A 22,835-nucleotide genomic window follows, 5' to 3' on the forward strand; every position below is an offset into this window, starting at 1 on the left:
CTTGTTGGTTTTATTTGTGTCTCAATCCTGCCACAGCACCACTTCGCTGCGCTCGCTCCATTCTTCGAAGCGGGCACCATAGGCCGCTTCGATTACATTGCGCTTGATCTTCAGGGTCGGCGTGAGGAAGCCGTTTTCCACGGCCCAGCTGTCCTTGACCACCACCAGTCGCCGCAAGCGCTCGTGCTTATCAAGGGCCGCGTTGACCTCTTCCAGCAGCTTCTCCAGGCTCGAATGCAAGCCGGCGCGGGCCGTTCCGCCCGCGTCCTGCTGTCCCACCGCAGACAGTACGCACAGGCCAAGCGGCGCACTCAAGCCGTCGCCGACCACACACACCTGCTCGATACGTGAATGCACCGCCAGGCGATTTTCGATGGGTGCCGGCGCTACGTATTTGCCTTTGCTGGTCTTGAAGATTTCTTTCAGGCGCCCGGTCAGGCGCAGGTTGCCTTCGGCGTCCTCTTCACCTTTGTCGCCGGTGCGCAGGAAACCGTCCCCGGTAATGGTCTCTGCGGTTTTCTGCGGATCCTTGAAGTACCCGAGCATGGTCGCGCCGCTGCGCACCTGTACCTCACCCGACTCATCGATTCGTACTTCGACTTCCGGGCAGGGCTTGCCGATCCAGCCTTCCTTGTACTGACCCGGCAGGCAGATGTGCGAATAGCCGCAACTTTCGGTCATGCCGTAGACCTCCAGCACGTCGAGCCCAAGCTTCTGATACCAGCGTAACAACGTCAGGGGCACTGGCGCGGCGCCGGACAACGCTACGCGCAAGGCATCGAGCCCCAGTCCGGATAGGACTTTGTGCCCGACGCGCTTGCCGACGATCGGCAGGCCAAGGAGGAAGTCGAGGCGTTTTGCGGGAATCTTGCTGTACACCCCCATCTGGAATTTGGTCCAGATGCGCGGCACACCAAACATCGCCGTCGGCCGGGCGCGCCGCAGATCGTCGAGGAAGGTGTCGAGGCTTTCGGCAAAGAATACGGTTTGTCCGGTGTAGATCGACGCCAGTTCGACGAACATTCGTTCAGCAACGTGACAAAGCGGCAGATAAGACAGCAGTCGGTCCGACTCATTCAGGCCGAACAATTGCGTGCCGCGGGTGGTGGCGAATCCCAGCGTGCCGAAGCTGTGCATCACCCCTTTGGGTAGGCCGGTGGTACCGGAGGTGTAGATGATGGTCGCCAGTTGATCGGCGCCGGGTCTAGGGTCGTCCTGGATCGGCGTGCTGTGCTGCAGATCGGCCCAGCTGAAATCGAACTCGCCCGGCGGATGCAGCGGCAGGCTGATGGTCACCAGGTCCGGGCTGACCCCACGGGACATGCCAGGCCAGTCGTCGAGTTTGCCGATAAAGGCCAGCGCGGCTTCCGAGTGCTCCAGCACCTGGGCCACGGATTCGGCGGTAAGGTTCGGGTACAGGGGCACCGAGACATGCCCGGCCATCCAGATTGCCAGGTCAGCAATGATCCAGTGCGCACAGTTTTTCGAGATCAGGGCGATGTGACTGCCCTGGGGCAATTCCCGCGACCGCAGCCAGTGCGCCGCGCAGCGGGCCTGATGACCGACGTCGGCCCAAGTCAGTGTCTCGACCTGTCCACCGCCGATGGGCTGGACCAGAAAGCGTTGACGGGGGTGACGGGCCTCACGCTCGTAGAACACGTCCAGCGGCAAACGGAAAGCAGCAGACATGCGACTCGCTCCTTTGTTTTTGTTGTGGAGCAAGCGTAGCTAACCAAGCAAGTGCTTGGTTAGCTATTTCATACAATTTTTTTCAAACACTGATCCCCCTGTGGGAGCGAGCCTGCTCGCGAAAGCGGTATGTCAGACTAAATTGATGGCGACTGACACTCCCTCATCGCGAGCAGGCTCGCTCCCACAGTTGATCGGTCTTTTTCAGGGGAGGTAGCGCACCCTGAAGCAGAGTTAAGGATGCTTGATGCTGTTTAGCTTCATCGCCCCGATCAGCAGTTCATTGCTTTCCAGTTCGGCCAGTCCGGCGGTACCGAGCCTCTCCGGAGGATGACCCGCGCCGTGTTGCAGGTAACTGAGCAGATGCCCTACCAGCGGATTATGAGAAACCAGCAGTACATTGGTCACTGACTTCAGTTGGTCGGTAACCCTGTCGGGATCGAAATCCGGGGTCAGCCACTCAACGGTGCGAATCTCCGGCTCGAAACCCAAGGTGTCCTTTACCAGTTGCGCAGTCTGCTGCGCTCGCGTGTAAGGACTGGCATAAATCGCTGTCAGCGGCTGGCCAATCAGGTTGGCGGCGGCACGCAGTACTTCTGCACGACCGTTTGCAGTCAGCTCCCGCTCCGAATCGTGGGGTTTGGAACCGTGTGGCTCGGCTTCACCATGACGCAATACCCAGAGTTTCATAGCTTGGGTTCCTCATCTCGGGCCGGATGCGGGGCGGGTGCCACGACGTGCGGCGCTTCACCTTCCGGCGTACGCGGCGCTGGCCAATCGGCGAACGGCCAAGGTTTCTGGTCGCTGTGAAAGCTGCCGAAACGACCGATCTGCGCCAGAAACTGGCTCAGACTGTCGCCGAAGTTCATCAGGCTGGCGCTCGGGGCGCCATAGATCAAACGATAGATCAACTGCACCAGCACCAAGGCGCCAAGGATGAATTGCGCCACTTGCCAGACCAGCACAAAAACGATCATCCACAACACCCGCAGCAGGATGGACTCGTATTTGGCTTCTACTTTTTGATCGCTCATGTTTCGCTCCGTTCCTGTTGCGTTGAGGGCTCAGTTGAAGCCGCTGGTGGAAATAAAGTCGACGTCGGTTTTCGGTTCACCGCGCATCAGCAGCCCGATCACCTGTTCAAGCGTGCGCCCTTCGAACAGGATCGCGTGCAATCCGGCGACCAGCGGCATGTACACGCCTACTTCCTGGGCCTTGGCCTTGAGTACCTTGAGGGTGTTCACGCCTTCGGCCACTTCGCCCAGACGGTTGACTGCCTCTTCCAGGCTCAGCCCCTGGCCGAGGGCATACCCGACCTGATAGTTACGGCTTTTGGGCGATGAGCAGGTCACGATCAAGTCACCCACGCCTGCCAGACCGAGGAACGTCATCGGGTTGGCGCCCTGATTCACCGCGAAGCGGGTCATTTCCGCCAGAGCCCGGGTGATCAGCATGCTCTTGGTGTTTTCGCCCATACCCATTGCCACTGCCATGCCGGCGATGATTGCGTAGACGTTTTTCAATGCACCGCCCAGCTCCACGCCGAAACGGTCGCCGCTGGCGTACACACGAAAGGTACGGCCATGCAGCACGGCTTGAACCCGTTCGCAGAGTTCTTCGTCTTCACTGGCGACCACCGTGGCGGTCAGCGCGTGCTCGGCGATTTCACGGGCCAGGTTCGGCCCGGACAACACGCCGATACGGGCTTGCGGGGCGATCTCTTCGAGGATCTGGCTCATCAGTTTGAAGGTGTGGGCTTCGATGCCCTTGGTCAGGCTCACCAGTAGCTTGCCGCTTAGCCGTTCGGCATGTGGCGCCAGTACCGAGCGCAATGCGTTGGAAGGCAATGCGACGAAAATCAGGTCACAAGCCTCCAGGGTGGCTTGCAGCTCGGTGACCGCGGTCACACCCGGCAAAATCTTGATGCCTTTGAGGTATCGCGGGTTCTCGCGATTGACCCGGATGGCCTCAGCCTGCTCGGGGTCACGCATCCACTGCAAGACCTGATGTCCGTTTTCAGCCAACAGGTTAGCCACGGCGGTACCAAAACTTCCGCCTCCCAGGACCGCAATCGGGCGCTGTTCAGTCATATGCAATCCGTTAATCCATACCAGTGGCGATGTCGGCATTATACGGAGCGGCCCAGTGGCGGCCAGCCCCCGCGTCAATTACCCGTGCGCAAGCAAAGAAGTTCGATAAAACCGAGGAAAGTGCTGACATCGTGACTGGAAAAGTCGTCCAGCTCGGTTAACATGCGCGCCAATAACTAATAACAAGGATGTGTTGTGTCATTGGGTTCGCCTTCACCCCGCTCGCCTCTCGTACTGGCGCTGGTCTTCAGCTCGCCATTGCTGGCCGACGATCTGTTCCTCGACAGCGATCCGCTGCCGCAAGTGCTCACGGCCACGCGCCTGAAGCAGTCGCCGGCCGCCGTGCCGGGGAGCATGACGGTGATCGATAATGCCCTGATCAACGCCAGCGGTGCCCGCGACATCAGCGAAGTGCTGCGGCTGGTGCCGGGCATGATGGTCGGCAACATCAGCGGCAATCAGGCGGTGGTGAACTATCACGGGACCAATGCCACCGAAGCGCGGCGCATGCAGGTCTTGATCGATGGTCGTTCGGTCTACCGTGCCGGTCTGTCCACGGTGGACTGGAGCGACATTCCGGTGGCCATGGAAGACATCGAGCGCATCGAGGTTTTCCGCGGCCCGAACACCGTCAGCTATGGCGCCAATGCGCTGATGGCAGTGGTCAACATCATCACGCGCAATCCGGCCGACAGCCACGGTACGCGGATGAAAGTCACCCGCGGCCAGCGCGGCATCAACGACTTTTATGCCAGCCAGGGCGAGGGATGGGATGACGGCGACTGGCGCCTGTCGCTGTCCGGTCAGCAGGATGATGGTTTCGACACTGATCGCACCGGCGCCGATTACCGCGACAGCCGCCGTCTGAACCGCTTCAACCTGGCCGTCAGCCAGGCACTTGATGAGCGGCAAAGCATCGATTGGCAATTGAATGCCAAGGAAGGCAGCAACCAGCGGCCTTATACCTACCGACCGGTGTTTTCCGGGATTACCAGTTCCGGAAACAATTCCGACGTCACCGCCAAGGATTACGCCGGCTCGCTACGCTGGAACCTCGACATCAATCCCGAACACAGCCTGTACATCCAGGGCTCGGCGCAGCATTGGGATCGACAGCAAACCTGGCGCGCCTGTGATGCCGAGGTGTCGTTCAGCCCGCAGCTGACCGAACTCTGGCAGCTCAACCCGAATTACACCGAACGCCTGGCACGCAACATCGAGCGTTTCATCGCTTCCGGTGCGCCCCCCGGCGGTCCTGGCCAACAGGTATTGGCCAACCAGGTACTCGACCAATGGCGCAACGGCGCCCGGCAGACAGTTTGCGGCGACATCGACCAAAGCACCCGGGAGACACGCTACGACCTTGAACTGCAGGACACCCTGAGTCTGTCCGATAGCCTGCGGCTGGTCAGCGGCTTGAACTATCGTTACGACCGGGCAGACTCCGAGACCTACTTCAATGGCACCCTTGACGACACCACCTGGCGTGCATTCGGCCAGATCGAATGGCGTGCCAGTGAACACTGGTTGCTGCAAGGCGGCGCCATGTTCGAAGACACGCAGTTGATCGGCAGCTCGCTGACCCCGAGGGTGGCGGTCAATTACCTGATCAACCCGCGCCATGGTTTGCGTGCGGTGTATTCCGAAGCCATCCGCTCACCGGACATGTTCGAGAACAGCGTCAACTGGAGTTATCAGGTCACCAACCTGCAGCCCGCTGCCTATGGCCGGTCCAGCGCCCGCTATTTCGTCAGGACCCGCGGCCCTGGTGACCTTGATCAAGAACATATGCGATCACGGGAACTGGGCTACAACGGCTATTTTGCCGAGTGGGGGCTGGCGATCGATGTGAAGCTGTTCCATGACGAGATCAACGGCATGATCAGCGAACCGCTGCGCAACAATCAGTTCATCGCCAGTAACAGCAACACGGCGCGCTTTTCGGGGGCCGAAACCCAACTCGACTGGAGAATCGGCAATGCCGACCGATTGCGCCTGACCTATGCCTACGTCGATGCCGATGCGAGCGATCCACAAGACGCACGACAGACTGCCAACAACAGCGGTTCCGCCGGCTGGATGCGGGACTGGGGCCATGGCTGGAACAGTGCACTTTTCTACTATGGCGACGATGCACTCAATGGCTACCGCTTCGAGCGGGTCGACACCCGCATTGCCAAACGTATCGGCCTGGGCAAGGCCAACCTGGAACTGGCCGCAGTACTCCAGCAACGTCTTGATAATCAGCCCACCACCTTCGTCGACAACAACTACGATGAGCGTCGGGTGATGTACTTCAGTGCGGAGCTGGCGTTTTAAATGGCACATTGTCCGCCACGCAAGACGCCAGGCATCGGTCGCCTGCTGGCGATGTTGTGCCTGGTGGTCAGCGGCTGGCTGGGCAGCCTGTCGGCCAATGCATCGGAGATTTTATTGACGGGTGCCGAAGACAGTCCTGGCGTTCAGACCTTCGTCCAGGCCCTGCGCGAATTGCGCCCTGGCGATCGCGTAAGCTTCCAGCCGTTGGCCGACCTCCCGTCACCGGGAAAACTGGCGGACGACATCCGCTTGATTCTGCTCGACTTGTCGAGCCTCGATTGGCGCCTGCAAGACGACCAAGGCCCGGCGACACTGGTGTTGCGCATCAGCCGCCTGCAAGCTCGACAACGCCTGGGCGACACTTTGCCCCAGCACCTGAGCCTGCTCTGGAGCGACCCGCCCCTGGAGCGTCAATTGCGCCTGACCCGACTGCTACTGCCCCAAGTCAAACGGGTCGGCGTGCTGTACGACGAACACAGCGAATTCCTATTGAAAGAACTGCGCCGGGCCGCTCATCCCCTTGGGCTTGAAGTGATTACCGAGCGTTGGGACAACATCCATGACAGCCGTCCATTGCAAACTTTGCTGAACAACAGCGATGTGCTGCTGGGCCTGGATGACCCCGATCTGTACAACCCGAAAACCGCCAAAAACCTGCTGCTAAGCAGTTACTCACGACAACGGGCACTGATCGGCCCCAACGCCGGCTTCGTCAAGGCCGGGAGCCTGGCCAGCACCTACAGCGACCAGAACGACTGGCTGACCATTCTCGATGAATTGCTCGACTTGCCACCCGCGACCTGGCCGCGCACGTACTACCCGCCTCGCTTCAAAGTCTCAAGCAACCCGCAGGTGGCTCGTTCATTAGGTATTGAACAGATAAACGAAGCGTCTGTCGCAACACTGTTGGCTGAAAGAGAACGCCGCCCATGACCTTCCGCCGCCGTTGGGACATCAACACCCGGACCCAGCTCATCAGCCTCGGCCCTGCCCTGCTGCTGACATTGCTGTTGATCAGCTTCTTTACCTTTGTGCGAATCCAGGACCTGCGCCAGGAGCTGAACCACACCGGGCAACTCATCGCCAACCAACTGGCCCCGGCCACCGAGTACGGGGTGATTTCCGGCAACAACGAAGTACTGGAAAGTTTGCTCAAGGCCACACTGGCCACGCCCAACGTACGGTTCCTGGAAATCCAGGACAGCGCCAACCGGATCCTGGTGTATGTCGAACAACCGTCGGCCAACCACGCCCGCCCGCATCAGGTCGAAGTGTTCCAGGCGCCGGTGCGGTTGCAACGGATCCCGCTGCACAACGATTTCTTCCAGAACAACAAGGTCGCCACCAATGCCCCTGCCGAGGACTATCTGGGCCGGGTGATCGTCGGCCTGTCCAACGATGCGTTCAGTCAGCGCCAGCAGGAAATCCTGTTCAAGGCCGCGATCCTGGCCCTGTTCGCCCTGCTGTTTACCTTCATCCTCGCCCGGCGCCTGGCGGGCAGCCTGTCGCAACCGATCCGCGACATCGGCAACGCGGTCAAGGCCATCCAGGACGGCGACTACAAAACACCGCTGCCCATTGTCGATGACACCGAGCTGGGCGCGCTGTCGCAGCACATCAATAACCTCGCCAGCGGCCTCGAACAGGCCAGCCGCGAACAGCACCAGGCCATGGCACAGTTGATCCAGACCCGCGAAGAAGCGGAAAAGGCCAACAATGCCAAGTCCGACTTCCTCGCGATGATGAGCCACGAACTGCGCACGCCGATGAATGGTGTGCTGGGCATGCTTCAGTTGCTTGAGACCACGGATATGACGCCGGAGCAGGTCGAATACGCGGCGCTGGCGTCGGAGTCCACCGAGCACTTGCTCAAAGTCATCAACGATATTCTGGATTTCTCACGCATCGAGCGCTCGGAACTGGAACTGGAACACATTCCGTTCAACCTCGCCGACCTGATCGGTGCCTGTGCGCAGTCGTTCCAGCACGGCGCCGCTCAACGTGGCCTCGATCTGCAATTGCACATTCCGGAGGATATGCGGGAGTTGCAGGTGCAAGGCGATCCGACGCGTATCCGGCAGATTCTGGTCAACCTGATCGGCAACGCGCTGAAGTTCACAGAACAGGGCCGCGTGTCCATCGAACCGCAGTGGCAATCACTGGATCACGAATTGTTGTGGTTCACCTGCACCGTGCGCGACAGCGGGATCGGCATTGCCGCCGAGAGCCTGGAATTGATGTTCAACGCGTTTCAACAGGCCGACAGTTCTATTTCAAGACGTTACGGCGGCACTGGCCTGGGCCTGCCGATTGCCCGCACCCTGGCCGAACGCATGGGCGGTACCCTGTGTGCGCAGAGCGAGGAAGGTCGTGGTTCGGTGTTCACGCTGGAAATCCCGCTGGCGCTTTATCAGCAGCCACTGCCGGTGCTGACGCCGCGGGCGCCCACCGGTAATGATGATGGCGAAGGTCGCAATGTGTTGCTGGTCGAGGACAACCCGGTCAATCAGACAGTCATCGAAGCCATGTTGCGCAGCCTGGGCTTTACTGTCAGCGTCGCCGCCGATGGCGCTCAGGCGGTGCGCAGTGCCGAAAGCCTGATTTTCGAAGCGATCCTGATGGACTGCCGATTACCGGTCATCGATGGTTACGAGGCCACCCGACAGATTCGCCAGCTGCCCGGTTGCACCGACTTGCCGATCATCGCCCTGACCGCCAATGCCCTGCAGGGGGATCGCGAAGCCTGTTTGTCGGCGGGGATGAACGATTACCTGGCCAAGCCCTTCAAACGTACTGATCTTCAGCAAATTCTGCAGCGTTGGGTGCAGTAGTACAGGCCTTTCGAGCATCTGCGACTGGCGTGAAAGGCGAAAGTGCGGCAGTCTTAGGCACCCGAACAGGCCCGAAAAGGGGCTTGAATAAAAATTTCAGTGCACAAGTGTACATTCATGTCCTTGGTGCTGTGACTTTCACCACAACGCAATAGTCTATGAGTAGGCTGCCGGTTCGAGGCATGAACGCTTCGAATGGCCGGGAAGATTTGCCCCACCTGCCGCATGGGACTATTGAGGAGCTCGCATGACCAAACAAAACGCCTTTACCCGGGAAGACCTGCTGCGCTGCAGTCGCGGTGAGCTGTTCGGCCCAGGTAACGCGCAACTGCCCGCCCCGAACATGCTGATGGTTGATCGCATCACCCTGATCAGCGAAGAGGGTGGCAAGTACGGCAAAGGTGAATTGGTCGCCGAGCTGGATATCACTCCGGACCTGTGGTTCTTCGCCTGCCATTTCGAAGGCGATCCGGTGATGCCGGGCTGCCTGGGCCTCGACGCCATGTGGCAACTGGTCGGCTTCTTCCTCGGTTGGCAAGGCCTGCCAGGCCGCGGTCGCGCCCTGGGTTCGGGCGAAGTGAAATTCTTCGGCCAGGTCCTGCCGACCGCCAAGAAAGTCACCTATAACATTCATATCAAGCGCGTCCTCAAGGGCAAGCTGAACCTGGCCATCGCCGACGGTTCGGTCACTGTCGACGGTCGCGAAATCTACACCGCCGAAGGCCTCCGGGTCGGCGTGTTCACCTCCACTGACAACTTCTAAGGGTTATTCGCATGCGCCGCGTCGTTATCACTGGTCTGGGCATTGTTTCGTGCCTGGGCAATGACAAAGAGACCGTCTCCGCTAACCTGCGTGCAAGCCGCCCTGGCATCCGGTTCAACCCGGAATATGCCGAAATGGGTCTGCGTAGCCAGGTTTCCGGCTCCATTGACCTCAACCTTGAAGAACTGATCGATCGCAAGATCTATCGCTTCGTCGGCCACGCGGCGGCTTACGCCTACCTGGCCATGAAAGACGCCATCGCTGACTCCGGCCTGACCGAAGAGCAGGTTTCCAACCCGCGTACCGGCCTGATCGCCGGTTCCGGTGGCGCCTCCACGCTGAACCAGATGGAAGCGCTGGACATCCTGCGTGAGAAAGGCGTCAAGCGCGTCGGCCCGTACCGTGTAACGCGGACCATGAGCAGCACCGTTTCCGCTTGCCTGGCCACCCCGTTCAAGATCAAAGGCCTGAACTACTCCATCGCCTCTGCCTGCGCCACCAGTGCTCACTGCATCGGTACCGCCATGGAACAGATCCAGATGGGCAAGCAGGACATCGTTTTTGCCGGCGGCGGTGAAGAAGAACACTGGAGCCAGTCGTTCCTGTTCGACGCCATGGGCGCACTGTCCAGCAAGCGCAACGACACCCCGCAACAAGCCTCCCGTGCCTACGATGCCGACCGTGACGGTTTCGTCATCGCCGGTGGCGGCGGCATGGTCGTGGTCGAGGAGCTGGAACACGCTCTGGCCCGTGGCGCGAAGATCTATGCGGAAATCGTTGGCTACGGCGCGACCTCCGACGGCTACGACATGGTTGCCCCAAGTGGCGAAGGCGCGATCCGCTGCATGCAGCAGGCGCTGTCCACCGTCGACACCCCGATCGACTACCTGAACACCCACGGCACTTCGACCCCGGTCGGCGACGTCGCGGAAATGAAAGGTGTGCGTGAAGTGTTCGGCGACAAGGCTCCGGCCATCAGCTCCACCAAGAGCCTGTCGGGTCACTCCCTGGGCGCCGCCGGCGTTCACGAAGCGATCTACTGCATGCTGATGATGGAAGGCAACTTCATTGCCGGTTCCGCCAACATCGACGAGCTGGATCCTGAAGTGGCCGACCTGCCGGTGCTGACCAAGACCCAGGAAAACGCCAAGATCGACACCGTGATGAGCAACAGCTTCGGTTTCGGCGGCACCAACGCCACCCTGGTACTGAAGCGCTGGCAGGGTAAGTAATACCCCGTCTCTGAGCCGCACATGAAAACGCCCCGACTGGTTCGGGGCGTTTTTTTTGTCCCTGGAAAATGACGCAACACCACCGCCCCTACAGGGTTTGCGTCTTCGTCGCAAACATGAAGCTTTTGTCATGGAACTCGACGCCCTGCGACTGAATGCCGCGGTTTTCGCGGGCTGCAGGACTGTTTCCATTTTTGCAAAAAACCCTTTGCAAACTCAGTCGTTTACTTAGCAGGCTAACAAAATCTATAACAGAGTCCTGCACACGCCTTGCTGCAGATAACAGAGATTGGAGCTAGCAGATGACTGTAAAAGTAACTGAACGCGACGATTCACAGATGTCCCATGAAGGCGTAGCCGCCGGCGTCCGGATCTGGGATGTGTACCAACAGGACCTGCTGGTCGGGATGTTCCATTCCGAGAAAGACGCCCACAACTACAAGGCCGAACTGGAAATTCTGGAGCAGCAACGAGCGCTACACTCCGCTTGAGCAATGACTGCATTGAAAACGACAAACCCCGCCATGAGCGGGGTTTGTCGTTGTTGCAGTCTTCAGTCAATCACCACATCAGATCATCAGGGATCTGGTACGCCGCGTACGGATCGTCCTCGGTGCTGACCTCTTCGGTCTTGACGTTCATCTGCACGATGCGCTGCGGATCACGCTCCTGGATCTTCAGGGCTGCTTCCCGCGGGATCACTTCATAACCGCCGGCATGATGCACGATGGCCAACGATCCATTGCTGAGTTTGTTGCGCATCAGCGTGTTGACCGAGAGCCGCTTGACCTTCTTGTCGTCGACGAAATTGTAGTAGTCCTCGGTCGTCAACTTCGGCAAGCGCGTGGCTTCGATCAATTGCTTGACCTGCGCGGCACGGGCCTTGGCCTCGGCTTTTTCCTGCTGCTGGCGATTGAGCTCCTGATCGCGCTTGACCTTCTCGGCCATGGCTTCCTGGGCGGCACGCTGCTGGGAATCATCCAGTTCGATCTGACCCTTGTGGGCCAGACGTTGCTGTTTCTGCTTGTCTTTGCTGACCTGCTTGGCCTGCTTCTGGTTGACCAGCCCTGCTTTGAGCAACTGGTCGCGAAGGGAAATGCTCATGGTGCTTATTACTCACTTAGGCAACTGCTCAACCGCAGCTGGGCACATTCTTTTCCTGACGTTTGGCTTCGCCCCATAGGGCGTCCAACTCTTCGAGGGTGCAATCTTCCATGGGACGGTGGGTGTCGCGCAATGCCTGTTCGATAAAACGGAAGCGTCGTTCGAACTTGCTGTTGGCGCCACGCAGCGCGGTTTCCGGGTCGACCTTGAGGTGTCGCGCCAGATTGACCACGGAAAACAGCAGGTCGCCGACTTCATCGGCAATTGCCGCTGAATCGTTGTCGGCCATTGCTTCGAGTATTTCATCGAGTTCTTCACGGACCTTGTCCAGCACCGGCAGCGCATCGGGCCAGTCGAAACCGACCTGCCCTGCACGCTTTTGCAACTTGGCCGAGCGGGACAACGCCGGCAACGCGGCGGGGACGTCATCGAGCAAGGACAGTTGTTGCGCAGCGTCGGATTTCTCCGCGCGCTCTTCGGCCTTGATCTCCTCCCAACGCTGCTTGACCTGCTCTTCACTCAGACCCGGCACATCCAGCGGCGCGTACAGATCGCCGGTGGGGAACACATGGGGATGACGACGGATCAGCTTGCGGGTGATGCTGTCGACCACACCATCGAATTCGAAGCGCCCTTCTTCCCGCGCCAGCTGGCTGTAATAAACCACCTGGAACAGCAGATCGCCCAGCTCACCCTGCAGGTGATCGAAGTCACCGCGCTCGATGGCGTCGGCGACTTCGTAGGCTTCTTCAAGGGTATGCGGGACAATCGTGGCGTAGGTTTGCTTGATGTCCCACGGGCAGCCGAACTGCGGGTCGCGCAGGCGGTTCATCAGATGTAGCAGGTCTTCAATTGAATACATTTATCGAACTCTGCAAGGACCTGTGGGAGCGGCGTCAATCATCACGGGGTACGGTTACGCCGCGTTTCGATGATGTTCGGCAATTGGGAAATTCGCCCCAGCAACCGCCCCAGCGCATCCAGCCCCGGAATCTCGATGGTCAGGGACATCAACGCGGTGTTGTCCTCCTTGTTCGAGCGAGTGTTGACCGCCAGCACATTGATCCGCTCGTTGAGCAGCACCTGGGAAACGTCACGCAGCAGTCCCGAACGGTCGTAGGCGCGGATGATGATGTCCACCGGATAGGTGAGCACCGGCACCGGCCCCCAACTGACCTGTATGATCCGCTCCGGCTCGCGCCCGGCCAGTTGCAGCACCGAGGCGCAATCCTGGCGGTGAATGCTCACGCCACGGCCCTGTGTGATGTAACCGACGATCGCATCCCCCGGCAGCGGCTGGCAGCAACCCGCCATCTGGGTCATCAGATTGCCGACGCCCTGGATCTGGATGTCGCCACGCTTGCCCGGCTTGTAACCGGTGGCCTTGCGCGGAATCAGTTCCAGCTGTTCATTGCCGCGCTCCGGTTCGACCAGTTGCTGCGCCAGATTGACCAGTTGCGCCAGGCGCAAGTCGCCGGCACCAAGCGCGGCAAACATGTCCTCGGCGGTTTTCATGTTGGCCTTGTCGGCCAGCTTGTCGAAATCCACCGCCGGCAGACCGAGGCGATTGAGCTCACGCTCAAGCAGGGTTTTACCGGCAGCAACGTTCTGGTCGCGCGCCTGCAACTTGAACCAGTGAACGATCTTCGCCCGTGCCCGCGAGGTGGTGACGTAACCCAGGTTCGGGTTCAGCCAGTCTCGGCTCGGCGTGCCGTGCTTGCTGGTGATGATCTCGACCTGTTCACCGGTTTGCAGGCTGTAGTTGAGCGGCACGATGCGCCCGTTGATCTTGGCACCGCGGCAGTTGTGACCGATTTCAGTATGCACACGGTAGGCGAAGTCGAGCGGCGTCGCGCCCTTCGGCAAGTCGATGGCGTGACCGTCCGGCGTGAAGATGTAGACGCGATCGGGTTCGATATCGACTCGCAGCTGTTCCGCCAGACCACCAATATCGCCCAGCTCTTCATGCCACTCGAGTACCTGGCGCAGCCAGGAAATCTTCTCTTCGTAGTGATTGGAGCCGGACTTGACGTCGGTGCCCTTGTAGCGCCAGTGCGCGCAAACACCCAACTCCGCTTCCTCGTGCATCGCGTGGGTACGGATCTGCACTTCCAGCACCTTGCCCTCGGGTCCGATCACCGCCGTGTGCAACGAGCGGTAGCCGTTCTCTTTGGGGTTGGCGATGTAGTCGTCGAACTCTTTGGGGATGTGCCGCCACAAGGTGTGGACGATGCCAAGCGCGGTGTAGCAGTCGCGCATTTCCGGCACCAGCACGCGAACGGCGCGCACGTCGTAGATCTGGCTGAACTCCAGACCCTTGCGCTGCATTTTGCGCCAGATCGAATAGATGTGTTTGGCCCGGCCGCTGATGTCGGCGTCGACACCGGTGGCCTGCAATTCGTTTTTCAGTTGGCTCATCACGTCGCTGATGAAGCGCTCGCGATCCAGTCGCCGCTCGTGGAGCAACTTGGCGATCTGCTTGTACTGGTCAGGCTCCAGGTAACGGAAGGACAAGTCCTCCAGCTCCCATTTGATGTGACCGATACCCAGGCGATGGGCCAGTGGCGCGTAAATGTCGAACACTTCGCGGGCCACGCGGTTGCGCTTTTCGTCATCGGCGGTTTTCACCGCACGGATGGCGCAGGTGCGTTCGGCCAGTTTGATCAGAGCGACGCGCACGTCGTCGACCATGGCCACCAGCATCTTGCGCAGGTTTTCCACCTGGCCCTGGGTGCCCAGCACCAGGGACTTGCGCGGGCTCAGGCTGTCGCTGATCGCCGCCATGCGCTGCACGCCGTCGATGAGCTTGGCCACCACCGGACCGAAGCGCTGGCTGACCGCCGGCAACTGGATCTGGCCTTCGCGCACGCCCCGGTACAGAACCGCGGCAACCAGTGAATCCTGATCGAGCTTGAGGTCGGCGAGAATCTCGGCGATTTCAAGACCGGTGCGGAAACTCGAGTTGCCTTCGGACCACAGATTCTTTGCCGCATTGGCTTGTTGTTCCGCCTCGCGAGCGTACTCGCAGGCTTCCTTCAAGGCTTCGCGATCCAGTGCCAGATCGACACTGACCGCATGATCGAGCCAAGCCTCGAGATTGATACTGCCGTCGGTGTTGATCGGCTGGTGTGCTCTCACCTGTACCATCTTGCTTACCTTCCCTACGACGCAGATTCAATGCGTCAGAATCGCTGACCTTCATTGCCCGTGAGCCCACGCCGGGCTGGTACGCGGCTGCACGAACAGGTCAGTCGGACCAGACGAGCCTTCCTAGCTCGCTTCAAATAACGCCATGGCTTCGACATGCGCCGTTTGAGGAAACATATCGAGAATCCCGGCACGTTTTAACCGGTAGCCCTGCTTGATCAATTCGACCGTGTCGCGTGCCAGAGTTGCCGGGTTGCACGACACATACACCAACCGTTCGGCGCCCAGGGACTTGAGCTTGCGCACCACCTCGAAAGCACCGTCACGCGGTGGGTCCAAGAGTACCGCAGAAAAGCCTTCACGCGCCCATTCGGCATCGGTCAGAGGCTGGGATAAATCGGCCTGAAAAAACTTCGCATTATTCAGATTGTTGCTGACGGCATTCGCGGCTGCCCGCTCGACCATCACCTCCACGCCTTCCACCGCCACCACTTCACGAACGGCCTGGGCCAGCGGCAAGGCAAAGTTGCCCAGGCCACAGAACAGATCGAGTACTCGCTCATCCGCCGTCGGTTTCAACCAGTCCAGAGCCTGGGCCACCATGGCTTCGTTGACCCCCGCATTGACCTGGACGAAATCTCCGGGTCGATACGCCAACTCCAGGTTCCACTGTTCCAGACGATAGCCCAAGGATTGATCGGCTTCGACCGGTTGCGGCTCGCCATCGCCGTGCAGCCACAACTGGGCTTCATGGAACGCGCAAAAATCCTTGAGGATGGTCATGTCACTTTCCGACAGCGGCGCCATGTGTCGCAGCAAGACCGCCAGCGATGAACCGCTGAACAATTCCACGTGCCCAAGCGCCTGGGGTTTGCTCAAGCGCCGCAGCATCTCCGGCAAGCGGGTCATGATGGGTTGCAAGGGTTGTACCAGCACCGGGCATTCATCGATGGCGACGATGTCCTGGCTGCCGGCCGCACGGAAACCGACTTCGAGTTTTTTTGCCTTCATGTCCCAGCGCACCGCTACCCGCGCGCGCCGACGGTAAGCGAATTCCGGACCGCTCAAAGGCGCCGCCCATTCTTCGGGCTCTACACCGGCGACCCGGGTCAATTGCTCGGCGAGCATGCGCTGTTTCAGGGCGAGCTGTTCACTGTGAGGCAAATGTTGCACGCTGCAACCGCCGCAGCGACCGGCATGGGCACACGGCGCCGGGCGACGCAGTTCGCTGGCCTTGAACACCCGCTCGGTACGCGCCTCGACCACTTTGCCGTGGGCACCGAGCACGCGCGCCTCGATTTCTTCACCGGCCAATGCGCCGATGACGAACCAGGTACGTCCCTCGAAAAACGCGATACCACGACCGTCATTGGCCAGGCGCTCGATGGTCAGGCGCTGCTTTTTGCCGGTCGGGACTTGCGGGGCCTTGCTGCCGCCCGTGGGCTGGAAGCGCAGGCCTCTCTCATGCTTGGCCATCAGTTGGGCGCGTCGAAAATGCCGGTCGACAGGTAACGGTCGCCACGGTCGCAGATGATCGCGACGATCACCGCGTTTTCAACTTCCCTGGACAGACGCAGCATGGCGGCCACCGCACCACCCGACGAGACACCGCAAAAGATGCCTTCTTCGCGGGCCAGGCGACGGGTCACGTCTTCGGCTTCGCTCTGGGCCATGTCGACGATACGGTCCACGCGATCGGCCTGGTAGATCTTCGGCAGGTATTCCTGGGGCCAGCGACGGATACCCGGAATCGCCGAACCTTCCATAGGTTGCAGACCGATGATCTGCACGTTTTCGTTCTGCTCTTTCAAGTAGCGCGAAACACCCATGATGGTACCGGTGGTGCCCATGGAGCTGACGAAATGGGTGATGGTGCCTTCGGTCTGGCGCCAGATTTCCGGACCGGTGGTGGTGTAGTGCGCTTGCGGGTTGTCACCGTTGGCGAACTGATCCAGTACCTTGCCGCGGCCTTCGGCTTCCATCTTCTGCGCGAGGTCTCGAGCGCCTTCCATGCCTTGTTCCTGGCTGACCAGAATCAGCTCGGCACCGTAGGCGGTCATGGCGGCCTTGCGTTCGGCACTGGAGTTGTCCGGCATGATCAGGATCATCTTGTAACCCTTGATCGCGGCAGCCATGGCCAGGGCGATCCCGGTATTACCCGAGGTCGCTTCGATCAGCGTATCGCCGGCGTGGATCTGCCCGCGCAACTCGGCACGGGTGATCATCGACAGCGCCGGACGGTCCTTGACCGAACCCGCCGGGTTGTTCCCTTCGAGCTTGAGCAAAAGGGTGTTGCTGGTTTCGCCGGGCAGGCGCTGCAAACGGACCAGCGGAGTGTTGCCGACGCAATCGGCGATGGTTGGGTACTGCAAGGTCATGGCGTATTCGCAATCCAGACTGCGGGGGCGCCTATCATACCGGCAAACCTCGCAAGCCCATATCACGCAAAGTGTGGTGCTTATGGTTTATGGGAATAAGGCAGGATTTGTGGTGAATTTTCAGGCCTCTTCGCGAGCAGGCTCGCTTCCACCGGGATCGGGGTCGGTCACATAATCTGCGGGCAATCAATGTCTATAGTGGGAGCGAGCCTGCTCGCGAAGGCGTCCTCCGCCACCAACCGCATATTCATCCGCAACCCGCTCCCGGTGTTTTCAGCCCAAAGCCTGCCGCCCTGACGCTGCACCGCATTCCTCGCAATACTCAAGCCCAAGCCGAAGCCGCCATCCCCCGGTCGTGAACCATCGAGGCGAGTGAAAGGCAGGAAAATCCGCTCCAGATCAGCTTCCGCCACACCGCCGCCCTGATCTTCCAGCCACAAATGCCAGTATTTGCCATCACGTCGACCACCCAGCGTGACCACGCCACCTTCGGGTGAATGTCGAATCGCGTTGCGCAGCATGTTTTCCAGGGCCTGGGCCAGGGTATTGAGATGGCCGCGCACCCAGCAGGAGGAATCCACCGAGCACTGCAACTGCCCTTGCGGCCAGCAACTTTCATAACACGCGTTTTCGGTGAGCATCTCCCACAGGGCCTGGACCTGGATCGCTTCGTCGGGCAAACGGGTGCGCTCGGTGTCGAGCCAGGCCAGTTGCAGCGTGTCTTCGACGAGCCGCTGCATGCCATCGACCTCGCGGCCAATACGTTCGCGCAAGGCGTCCAGCCCCTGCTCGCTTTCACTGGCCACCCGCAGGCGACTCAGCGGCGTGCGCAACTCGTGGGACAGGTCGCGCAGCAATTGCTGTTGCAACGCCACGGTACTTTGCAGGCGTTCGGACATGTGATCGAACGCCCTGCCCAGTTCGCCCAGTTCGTCGCAACGATTGGTGGTACGGCGCGACAACCGCACATTCAACTGATCGCCACGCCAGGCATTGGCCTGGGCGCGCAGGTGGTTAAGCGGCACCACCAGCAAACGATAGAGGCCGACGCAGAGCAACAAGGTGAACAGCCCTGGAATCACACCGTTGGTGATCACGCGCCAGAACACCCGATAGTGTCCGGGTACAAAACGTTCCGGTAACTCAATCACCAGGCTGCCGGCCGACGAATCACCCGGAAACGGAACACGCATCCATGGCCGGCCTTTTTTGTGGATGGGCCAATCCAGGCCCCGTAGAAAGGTCAGGCGCTCGGTTTCCTTGTCTGTCAGCGTATAGCTGCTTAACGACTGTAAATCACCACCAATGACACCCACCCAACCCGTTTCGCGGTGGCGCATGCTCTGCAGCCAGTTATCGACGCCCTCCTGCTGGCGCTGCCGCCACGCTTGCTCGGCCTCGCCGGCATAGCGCGTCAGGGTGCCGCGCGCGTCATCAGACAGGAACTGATTGCGCTGCTCCATGTAGCGCCCCCAGGACCAGCTCAGCCAGATCATCAGCAGACAGAACGCCACCAGCAGACAGGCCAGTTTCCAGAACAGCGAATGCCGCCCCGGCAGCTTACATTTCATCGCCGGCACTCAGGATGTAACCCTTGCCCCACACCGTGCGCACTTCGCGTTCGGTATAGCCGATGGCCTTGAGCTTGCGACGGATCTGACTGATGTGCATGTCCAGACTGCGGTCATGGGCCGCGTAGCCACGTTGCAATACATGCTGATAAAGGAAGGCTTTGCTCAACACTTCATCACCGTTGCGGTTCAGGGTTTCCAGCAGCCGATACTCACTGCGGGTCAGGCCGGCCGCCTTCTCGCCATAGAAAACCTCGAACCGCTCATCGTCGAAACGCAGGCTGTCCGCCACCGGAGCAACGGCCAGCGGCGTCGGCCGACGATCCAGCGCCACCCGGCGCAGAATCGCTTCGATGCGCACCCGCAACTCGACCATGCTGAAGGGCTTGGGCAGGTAATCATCGGCTCCCAGGCGAAAACCGCTGATGCGATCCGCCTCGGCCCCAAGCGCCGACATCAATAGTACCGGGGTGGAATGGCTCTGACGCAGTTGCGTCAACACAGAAAGCCCATCCAGGCCAGGTAGCAGGATGTCCATCAGCACCACATCGAAGGCTTGCCGACGGGCAGCGTCCAGGCCGTCCTGTCCATTCTGGCACCAGGTCACCTGAAAGCCGCTACGCCCCAGATGCTCATGAACATAGGCACCGAGCACGAGGTCGTCTTCGATGGAGAGGATACGGGGATGGCCGGCAGTGATGGGAGTCATGAGTATCTGCAAATAATTCTCAGTTGATAATTATTCAAGATTGCGCGGCACAGGGCAACCCAGGGGGGTGTCCTGCGCGCAAAAGTGTCGAACCGACCGACGAATGACGACTTCCAATTTTACGAGGATTGCCTGCCTGCAAATCGCTACACTGCGCAAGTGGCGCGTGCGGGACGCATGTGCAGGTCTATCGATCGCTGGAAGCAGGAGAGATGCGTGCTCAAGAAACTGGGAATTAAAGGCCGCGTGCTGTTGCTGACCCTGTTGCCGACCAGCCTGATGGCGTTGGTCCTGGGTGGCTATTTTACCTGGATGCAGCAATCGGACCTGCAAACCCAACTCATGCAACGCGGCGAAATGATCGCCGAGCAGCTCGCGCCGCTGGTAGCACCGGCCATGGGACACAAAAATAACGAACTGCTGGAGCGGATTGCCACCGAGTCCCTGGAACAACAAGACGTGCGTGCCGTGACCTTCCTCGCGCCGGACCGCTCGCTGCTGGCCCACGCCGGCCCCATCATGCTCAATCAGGCGCCACTGGGCGATGGTTCGCAGATGCTGCGCCGCAGTGGCAATGATGCAACGCGCTATTTACTGCCGGTGTTCGGTAAACACCGTAACCTGGCGGGCGATGTGATTCCCGATGAAGCCGATCGCCTGCTGGGCTGGGTCGAACTCGAACTGACCCACAACGGCATGCTGCTGCGCGGTTACCGTAGCCTGTTCGCCAGCCTGCTGATGATCTTCGCAGGTTTGGGGGGCGCGGCGCTGCTGGCGTTGCGCATGGGTCGCACGATCAATCGCCCCTTGAGCCAGATCAAACAAGCCGTGGCACAGCTCAAGGACGGCCATCTGGAAACCCGCCTGCCGCCCCTCGGCAGCCAGGAACTGGATGAACTGGCGTCCGGCATCAACCGCATGGCTGGCACCTTGCAGAACGCCCAGGAAGAACTGCAGCACAGCATCGACCAGGCCACCGAAGATGTGCGCCAGAACCTGGAAACCATCGAGATCCAGAACATCGAGCTCGACCTGGCGCGCAAGGAAGCCCTGGAGGCGAGCCGGATCAAGTCCGAATTCCTCGCCAACATGAGCCACGAAATCCGCACCCCGCTCAATGGCATTCTCGGCTTCACCCATCTGCTGCAAAAAAGCGAGCTGACCCCGCGCCAGCTCGACTACCTGGGCACCATCGAAAAGTCCGCTGACAGCCTGCTGGGGATCATCAACGAGATTCTCGACTTCTCGAAAATCGAGGCCGGCAAACTGGTGCTCGATCATATTCCGTTCAACCTGCGCGACCTGCTGCAAGACACGCTGACCATCCTCGCTCCGGCCGCTCACGCCAAACAGCTGGAGCTGGTGAGCCTGGTTTACCGCGACACGCCGCTGTCCCTGGTGGGCGACCCGCTGCGGCTCAAACAGATCCTCACCAACCTGGTCAGCAACGCCATCAAGTTCACCCGCGAAGGCACCATCGTTGCCCGCGCCATGCTCGAAGAAGAACACGAAGACAGCGTGCAACTGCGTATCAGCATCCAGGACACCGGCATCGGCCTGTCGAACCAGGACGTGCGCGCGCTGTTCCAGGCATTCAGCCAGGCCGACAACTCGCTGTCCCGGCAACCCGGCGGTACGGGTCTGGGGCTGGTGATTTCCAAGCGGCTGATCGAACAAATGGGCGGTGAGATTGGTGTCGACAGCACGCCGGGCGAAGGTTCGGAGTTCTGGATCAGCCTGAGCCTGCCCAAAACCCGCGACGATACTGAAGACCTGCCCGGTCCGCCGTTGTCCGGGCGCCGCGTGGCGGTGCTGGAAAACCACGAACTGGCCCGCCAGGCGCTGCAGCACCAATTGGAGGACTGCGGCCTGGCTGTCACCCCGTTCACTAACCTGGAAAGCCTGACCAACGGCGTAACCATCGCCCACCAGACCGATCAGGCGATCGACCTGGCGGTGCTGGGTGTCACCAGTAACGACATGCCACCGGAGCGCCTCAACCAGTACATCTGGGACCTCGAACACCTGGGCTGCAAAGTGCTGGTGCTGTGCCCGACCACGGAACAGACGCTGTTCCACCTTTCGGTGCCCAACCCCCACAGCCAGCTCCAGGCCAAACCGGCCTGCACGCGCAAATTGCGGCGGGCGCTGTCTGATCTGGTCAACCCGCGCCAACCCCGCAACGAACCCGGTGAACCGGTCTCAAGCCGCGCACCGAAAGTGCTGTGCGTCGACGATAACCCGGCCAACCTGCTACTGGTGCAAACCCTGCTTGAGGACATGGGGGCCAAGGTACTTGCAGTGGAAAGCGGTTACGCCGCCGTCAGGGCGGTACAGAGCGAGACGTTCGACCTGGTGCTGATGGACGTGCAGATGCCTGGCATGGACGGACGCCAGAGCACCGAAGCCATCCGCCAGTGGGAAAGCGAACGGCATTGCACGCCGCTGCCGATCGTCGCCCTCACCGCCCACGCCATGGCCAACGAAAAACGTGCACTGCTGCAAAGTGGCATGGACGACTACCTGACCAAGCCGATCAGCGAGCGGCAACTGGCTCAGGTGGTATTGAAATGGAGCGGCCTGGCGCTGCGCAACCTGGGTCCGGAGCGCTCAGGTGACAGCCACGGCGGCGCTTATGAGCTGCAGGTGCTGGATCACGAAGAAGGTTTGCGCCTGGCCGCCGGTAAGGCTGACCTGGCCGCGGACATGTTGGCGATGTTGCTGGCATCGCTGGAGGCGGACCGCGAAGCGATCCGCCAGGCGCAGGAAAGCCACGACCACAATGCCCTGATCGAACGGGTTCATCGCCTGCATGGCGCCACCCGCTATTGTGGCGTACCGCAACTACGCGCTGCCTGCCAACGCAGCGAAACCCTGCTCAAGCAGCAGGACCCAAAAGCCTTCGGTGCCCTCGAAGAACTCGACCGGGCGATCAATCGCCTCGCCGCGCAGGCGCGTATCAATGCTTGATATGGCGCAATGGCGCTGTGCGTACCAGGCGC

18 protein-coding genes are annotated in these 22,835 nt (G+C 60.4%); 7 read left to right on the forward strand and 11 right to left on the reverse strand.

Annotation, left to right across the window (positions count from 1 at the left end):
• Positions 1-21: 21 nt before the first annotated feature.
• The 4 genes from AC07ZE_RS22410 to AC07ZE_RS22425 all read right to left on the reverse strand — a co-directional run bounded on the left by AC07ZE_RS22410 (position 22) and on the right by AC07ZE_RS22425 (position 3,779).
• A complete protein-coding gene (locus AC07ZE_RS22410; protein ID WP_207266672.1) occupies positions 22-1,689 on the reverse strand; it encodes an AMP-binding protein in 1,668 nt (555 codons plus the stop codon).
• Between the two features lie 234 nt (positions 1,690-1,923).
• A complete protein-coding gene (gene sixA / locus AC07ZE_RS22415) occupies positions 1,924-2,379 on the reverse strand; it encodes a phosphohistidine phosphatase SixA (RefSeq protein ID WP_207266673.1) in 456 nt (151 codons plus the stop codon).
• Complete coding sequence (locus tag AC07ZE_RS22420; protein WP_095195762.1) at positions 2,376-2,723, reverse strand: DUF4389 domain-containing protein; 348 nt, start codon at positions 2,721-2,723, stop codon at positions 2,376-2,378. The genes sixA and AC07ZE_RS22420 overlap by 4 nt, the downstream gene beginning before the upstream one ends.
• A 30-nt stretch (positions 2,724-2,753) precedes the next feature.
• The gene (locus AC07ZE_RS22425; RefSeq protein WP_207266674.1) at positions 2,754-3,779 is read right to left on the reverse strand and encodes an NAD(P)H-dependent glycerol-3-phosphate dehydrogenase; all 1,026 of its coding nucleotides are present in this window, start codon (positions 3,777-3,779) and stop codon (positions 2,754-2,756) included.
• A gap of 195 nt (positions 3,780-3,974) precedes the next feature.
• Between AC07ZE_RS22425 and AC07ZE_RS22430 the strand changes: the two genes are divergently transcribed.
• The 6 genes from AC07ZE_RS22430 to AC07ZE_RS22455 all read left to right on the forward strand — a co-directional run bounded on the left by AC07ZE_RS22430 (position 3,975) and on the right by AC07ZE_RS22455 (position 11,415).
• The gene (locus AC07ZE_RS22430; protein WP_207266675.1) at positions 3,975-6,098 is read left to right on the forward strand and encodes a TonB-dependent receptor plug domain-containing protein; all 2,124 of its coding nucleotides are present in this window, start codon (positions 3,975-3,977) and stop codon (positions 6,096-6,098) included.
• Positions 6,099-7,031, forward strand: a complete 933-nt coding sequence (locus AC07ZE_RS22435) for an ABC transporter substrate-binding protein (RefSeq protein WP_207266676.1) — start codon at positions 6,099-6,101, stop codon at positions 7,029-7,031.
• The gene (locus AC07ZE_RS22440) at positions 7,028-8,929 is read left to right on the forward strand and encodes an ATP-binding protein (protein ID WP_207266677.1); all 1,902 of its coding nucleotides are present in this window, start codon (positions 7,028-7,030) and stop codon (positions 8,927-8,929) included. The genes AC07ZE_RS22435 and AC07ZE_RS22440 overlap by 4 nt, the downstream gene beginning before the upstream one ends.
• A 247-nt stretch (positions 8,930-9,176) precedes the next feature.
• Positions 9,177-9,692 carry a 3-hydroxyacyl-[acyl-carrier-protein] dehydratase FabA gene (fabA, locus tag AC07ZE_RS22445; protein WP_003179264.1) on the forward strand — a complete coding sequence of 172 codons (516 nt, stop codon included), beginning with the start codon at positions 9,177-9,179 and terminating at the stop codon, positions 9,690-9,692.
• Between the two features lie 11 nt (positions 9,693-9,703).
• Positions 9,704-10,924, forward strand: a complete 1,221-nt coding sequence (fabB, locus tag AC07ZE_RS22450; RefSeq protein WP_207266678.1) for a beta-ketoacyl-ACP synthase I — start codon at positions 9,704-9,706, stop codon at positions 10,922-10,924.
• A gap of 302 nt (positions 10,925-11,226) precedes the next feature.
• Entirely contained in the window at positions 11,227-11,415 is a 189-nt protein-coding gene (locus tag AC07ZE_RS22455; protein ID WP_207266679.1) for a hypothetical protein, read from the forward strand.
• Between the two features lie 70 nt (positions 11,416-11,485).
• On the opposite strand, the gene AC07ZE_RS22460 is transcribed toward AC07ZE_RS22455, so the two are convergent.
• The 7 genes from AC07ZE_RS22460 to AC07ZE_RS22490 form a co-directional block, all read right to left on the reverse strand.
• The gene (locus AC07ZE_RS22460; protein ID WP_137805339.1) at positions 11,486-12,028 is read right to left on the reverse strand and encodes a DUF2058 domain-containing protein; all 543 of its coding nucleotides are present in this window, start codon (positions 12,026-12,028) and stop codon (positions 11,486-11,488) included.
• Positions 12,029-12,056: 28 nt separating this feature from the next.
• Positions 12,057-12,890, reverse strand: a complete 834-nt coding sequence (gene mazG, locus AC07ZE_RS22465) for a nucleoside triphosphate pyrophosphohydrolase (RefSeq protein ID WP_207266680.1) — start codon at positions 12,888-12,890, stop codon at positions 12,057-12,059.
• A gap of 41 nt (positions 12,891-12,931) precedes the next feature.
• The gene (relA, locus tag AC07ZE_RS22470; RefSeq protein ID WP_207266681.1) at positions 12,932-15,175 is read right to left on the reverse strand and encodes a GTP diphosphokinase; all 2,244 of its coding nucleotides are present in this window, start codon (positions 15,173-15,175) and stop codon (positions 12,932-12,934) included.
• Between the two features lie 123 nt (positions 15,176-15,298).
• Positions 15,299-16,651 (reverse strand): 23S rRNA (uracil(1939)-C(5))-methyltransferase RlmD, encoded by a 1,353-nt coding sequence (rlmD, locus tag AC07ZE_RS22475; RefSeq protein ID WP_207266682.1) that lies wholly within the window; start codon positions 16,649-16,651, stop codon positions 15,299-15,301.
• Positions 16,651-17,553 (reverse strand): cysteine synthase CysM, encoded by a 903-nt coding sequence (gene cysM / locus AC07ZE_RS22480; RefSeq protein ID WP_207266683.1) that lies wholly within the window; start codon positions 17,551-17,553, stop codon positions 16,651-16,653. The genes rlmD and cysM overlap by 1 nt, the downstream gene beginning before the upstream one ends.
• A 167-nt stretch (positions 17,554-17,720) precedes the next feature.
• Positions 17,721-19,124: a sensor histidine kinase gene (locus AC07ZE_RS22485; protein ID WP_207266684.1), complete on the reverse strand. Its 1,404-nt coding sequence runs from the start codon at positions 19,122-19,124 to the stop codon at positions 17,721-17,723.
• Positions 19,114-19,833 carry a response regulator transcription factor gene (locus AC07ZE_RS22490; RefSeq protein WP_207266685.1) on the reverse strand — a complete coding sequence of 240 codons (720 nt, stop codon included), beginning with the start codon at positions 19,831-19,833 and terminating at the stop codon, positions 19,114-19,116. Before AC07ZE_RS22490 ends, AC07ZE_RS22485 begins: the two co-directional genes overlap by 11 nt.
• Positions 19,834-20,049: 216 nt before the next feature.
• Between AC07ZE_RS22490 and AC07ZE_RS22495 the strand changes: the two genes are divergently transcribed.
• Positions 20,050-22,803, forward strand: a complete 2,754-nt coding sequence (locus tag AC07ZE_RS22495; protein WP_207266686.1) for a response regulator — start codon at positions 20,050-20,052, stop codon at positions 22,801-22,803.
• Positions 22,804-22,835: the final 32 nt, after the last annotated feature.

This window comes from Pseudomonas sp. GW101-3H06 (assembly GCF_059424605.1).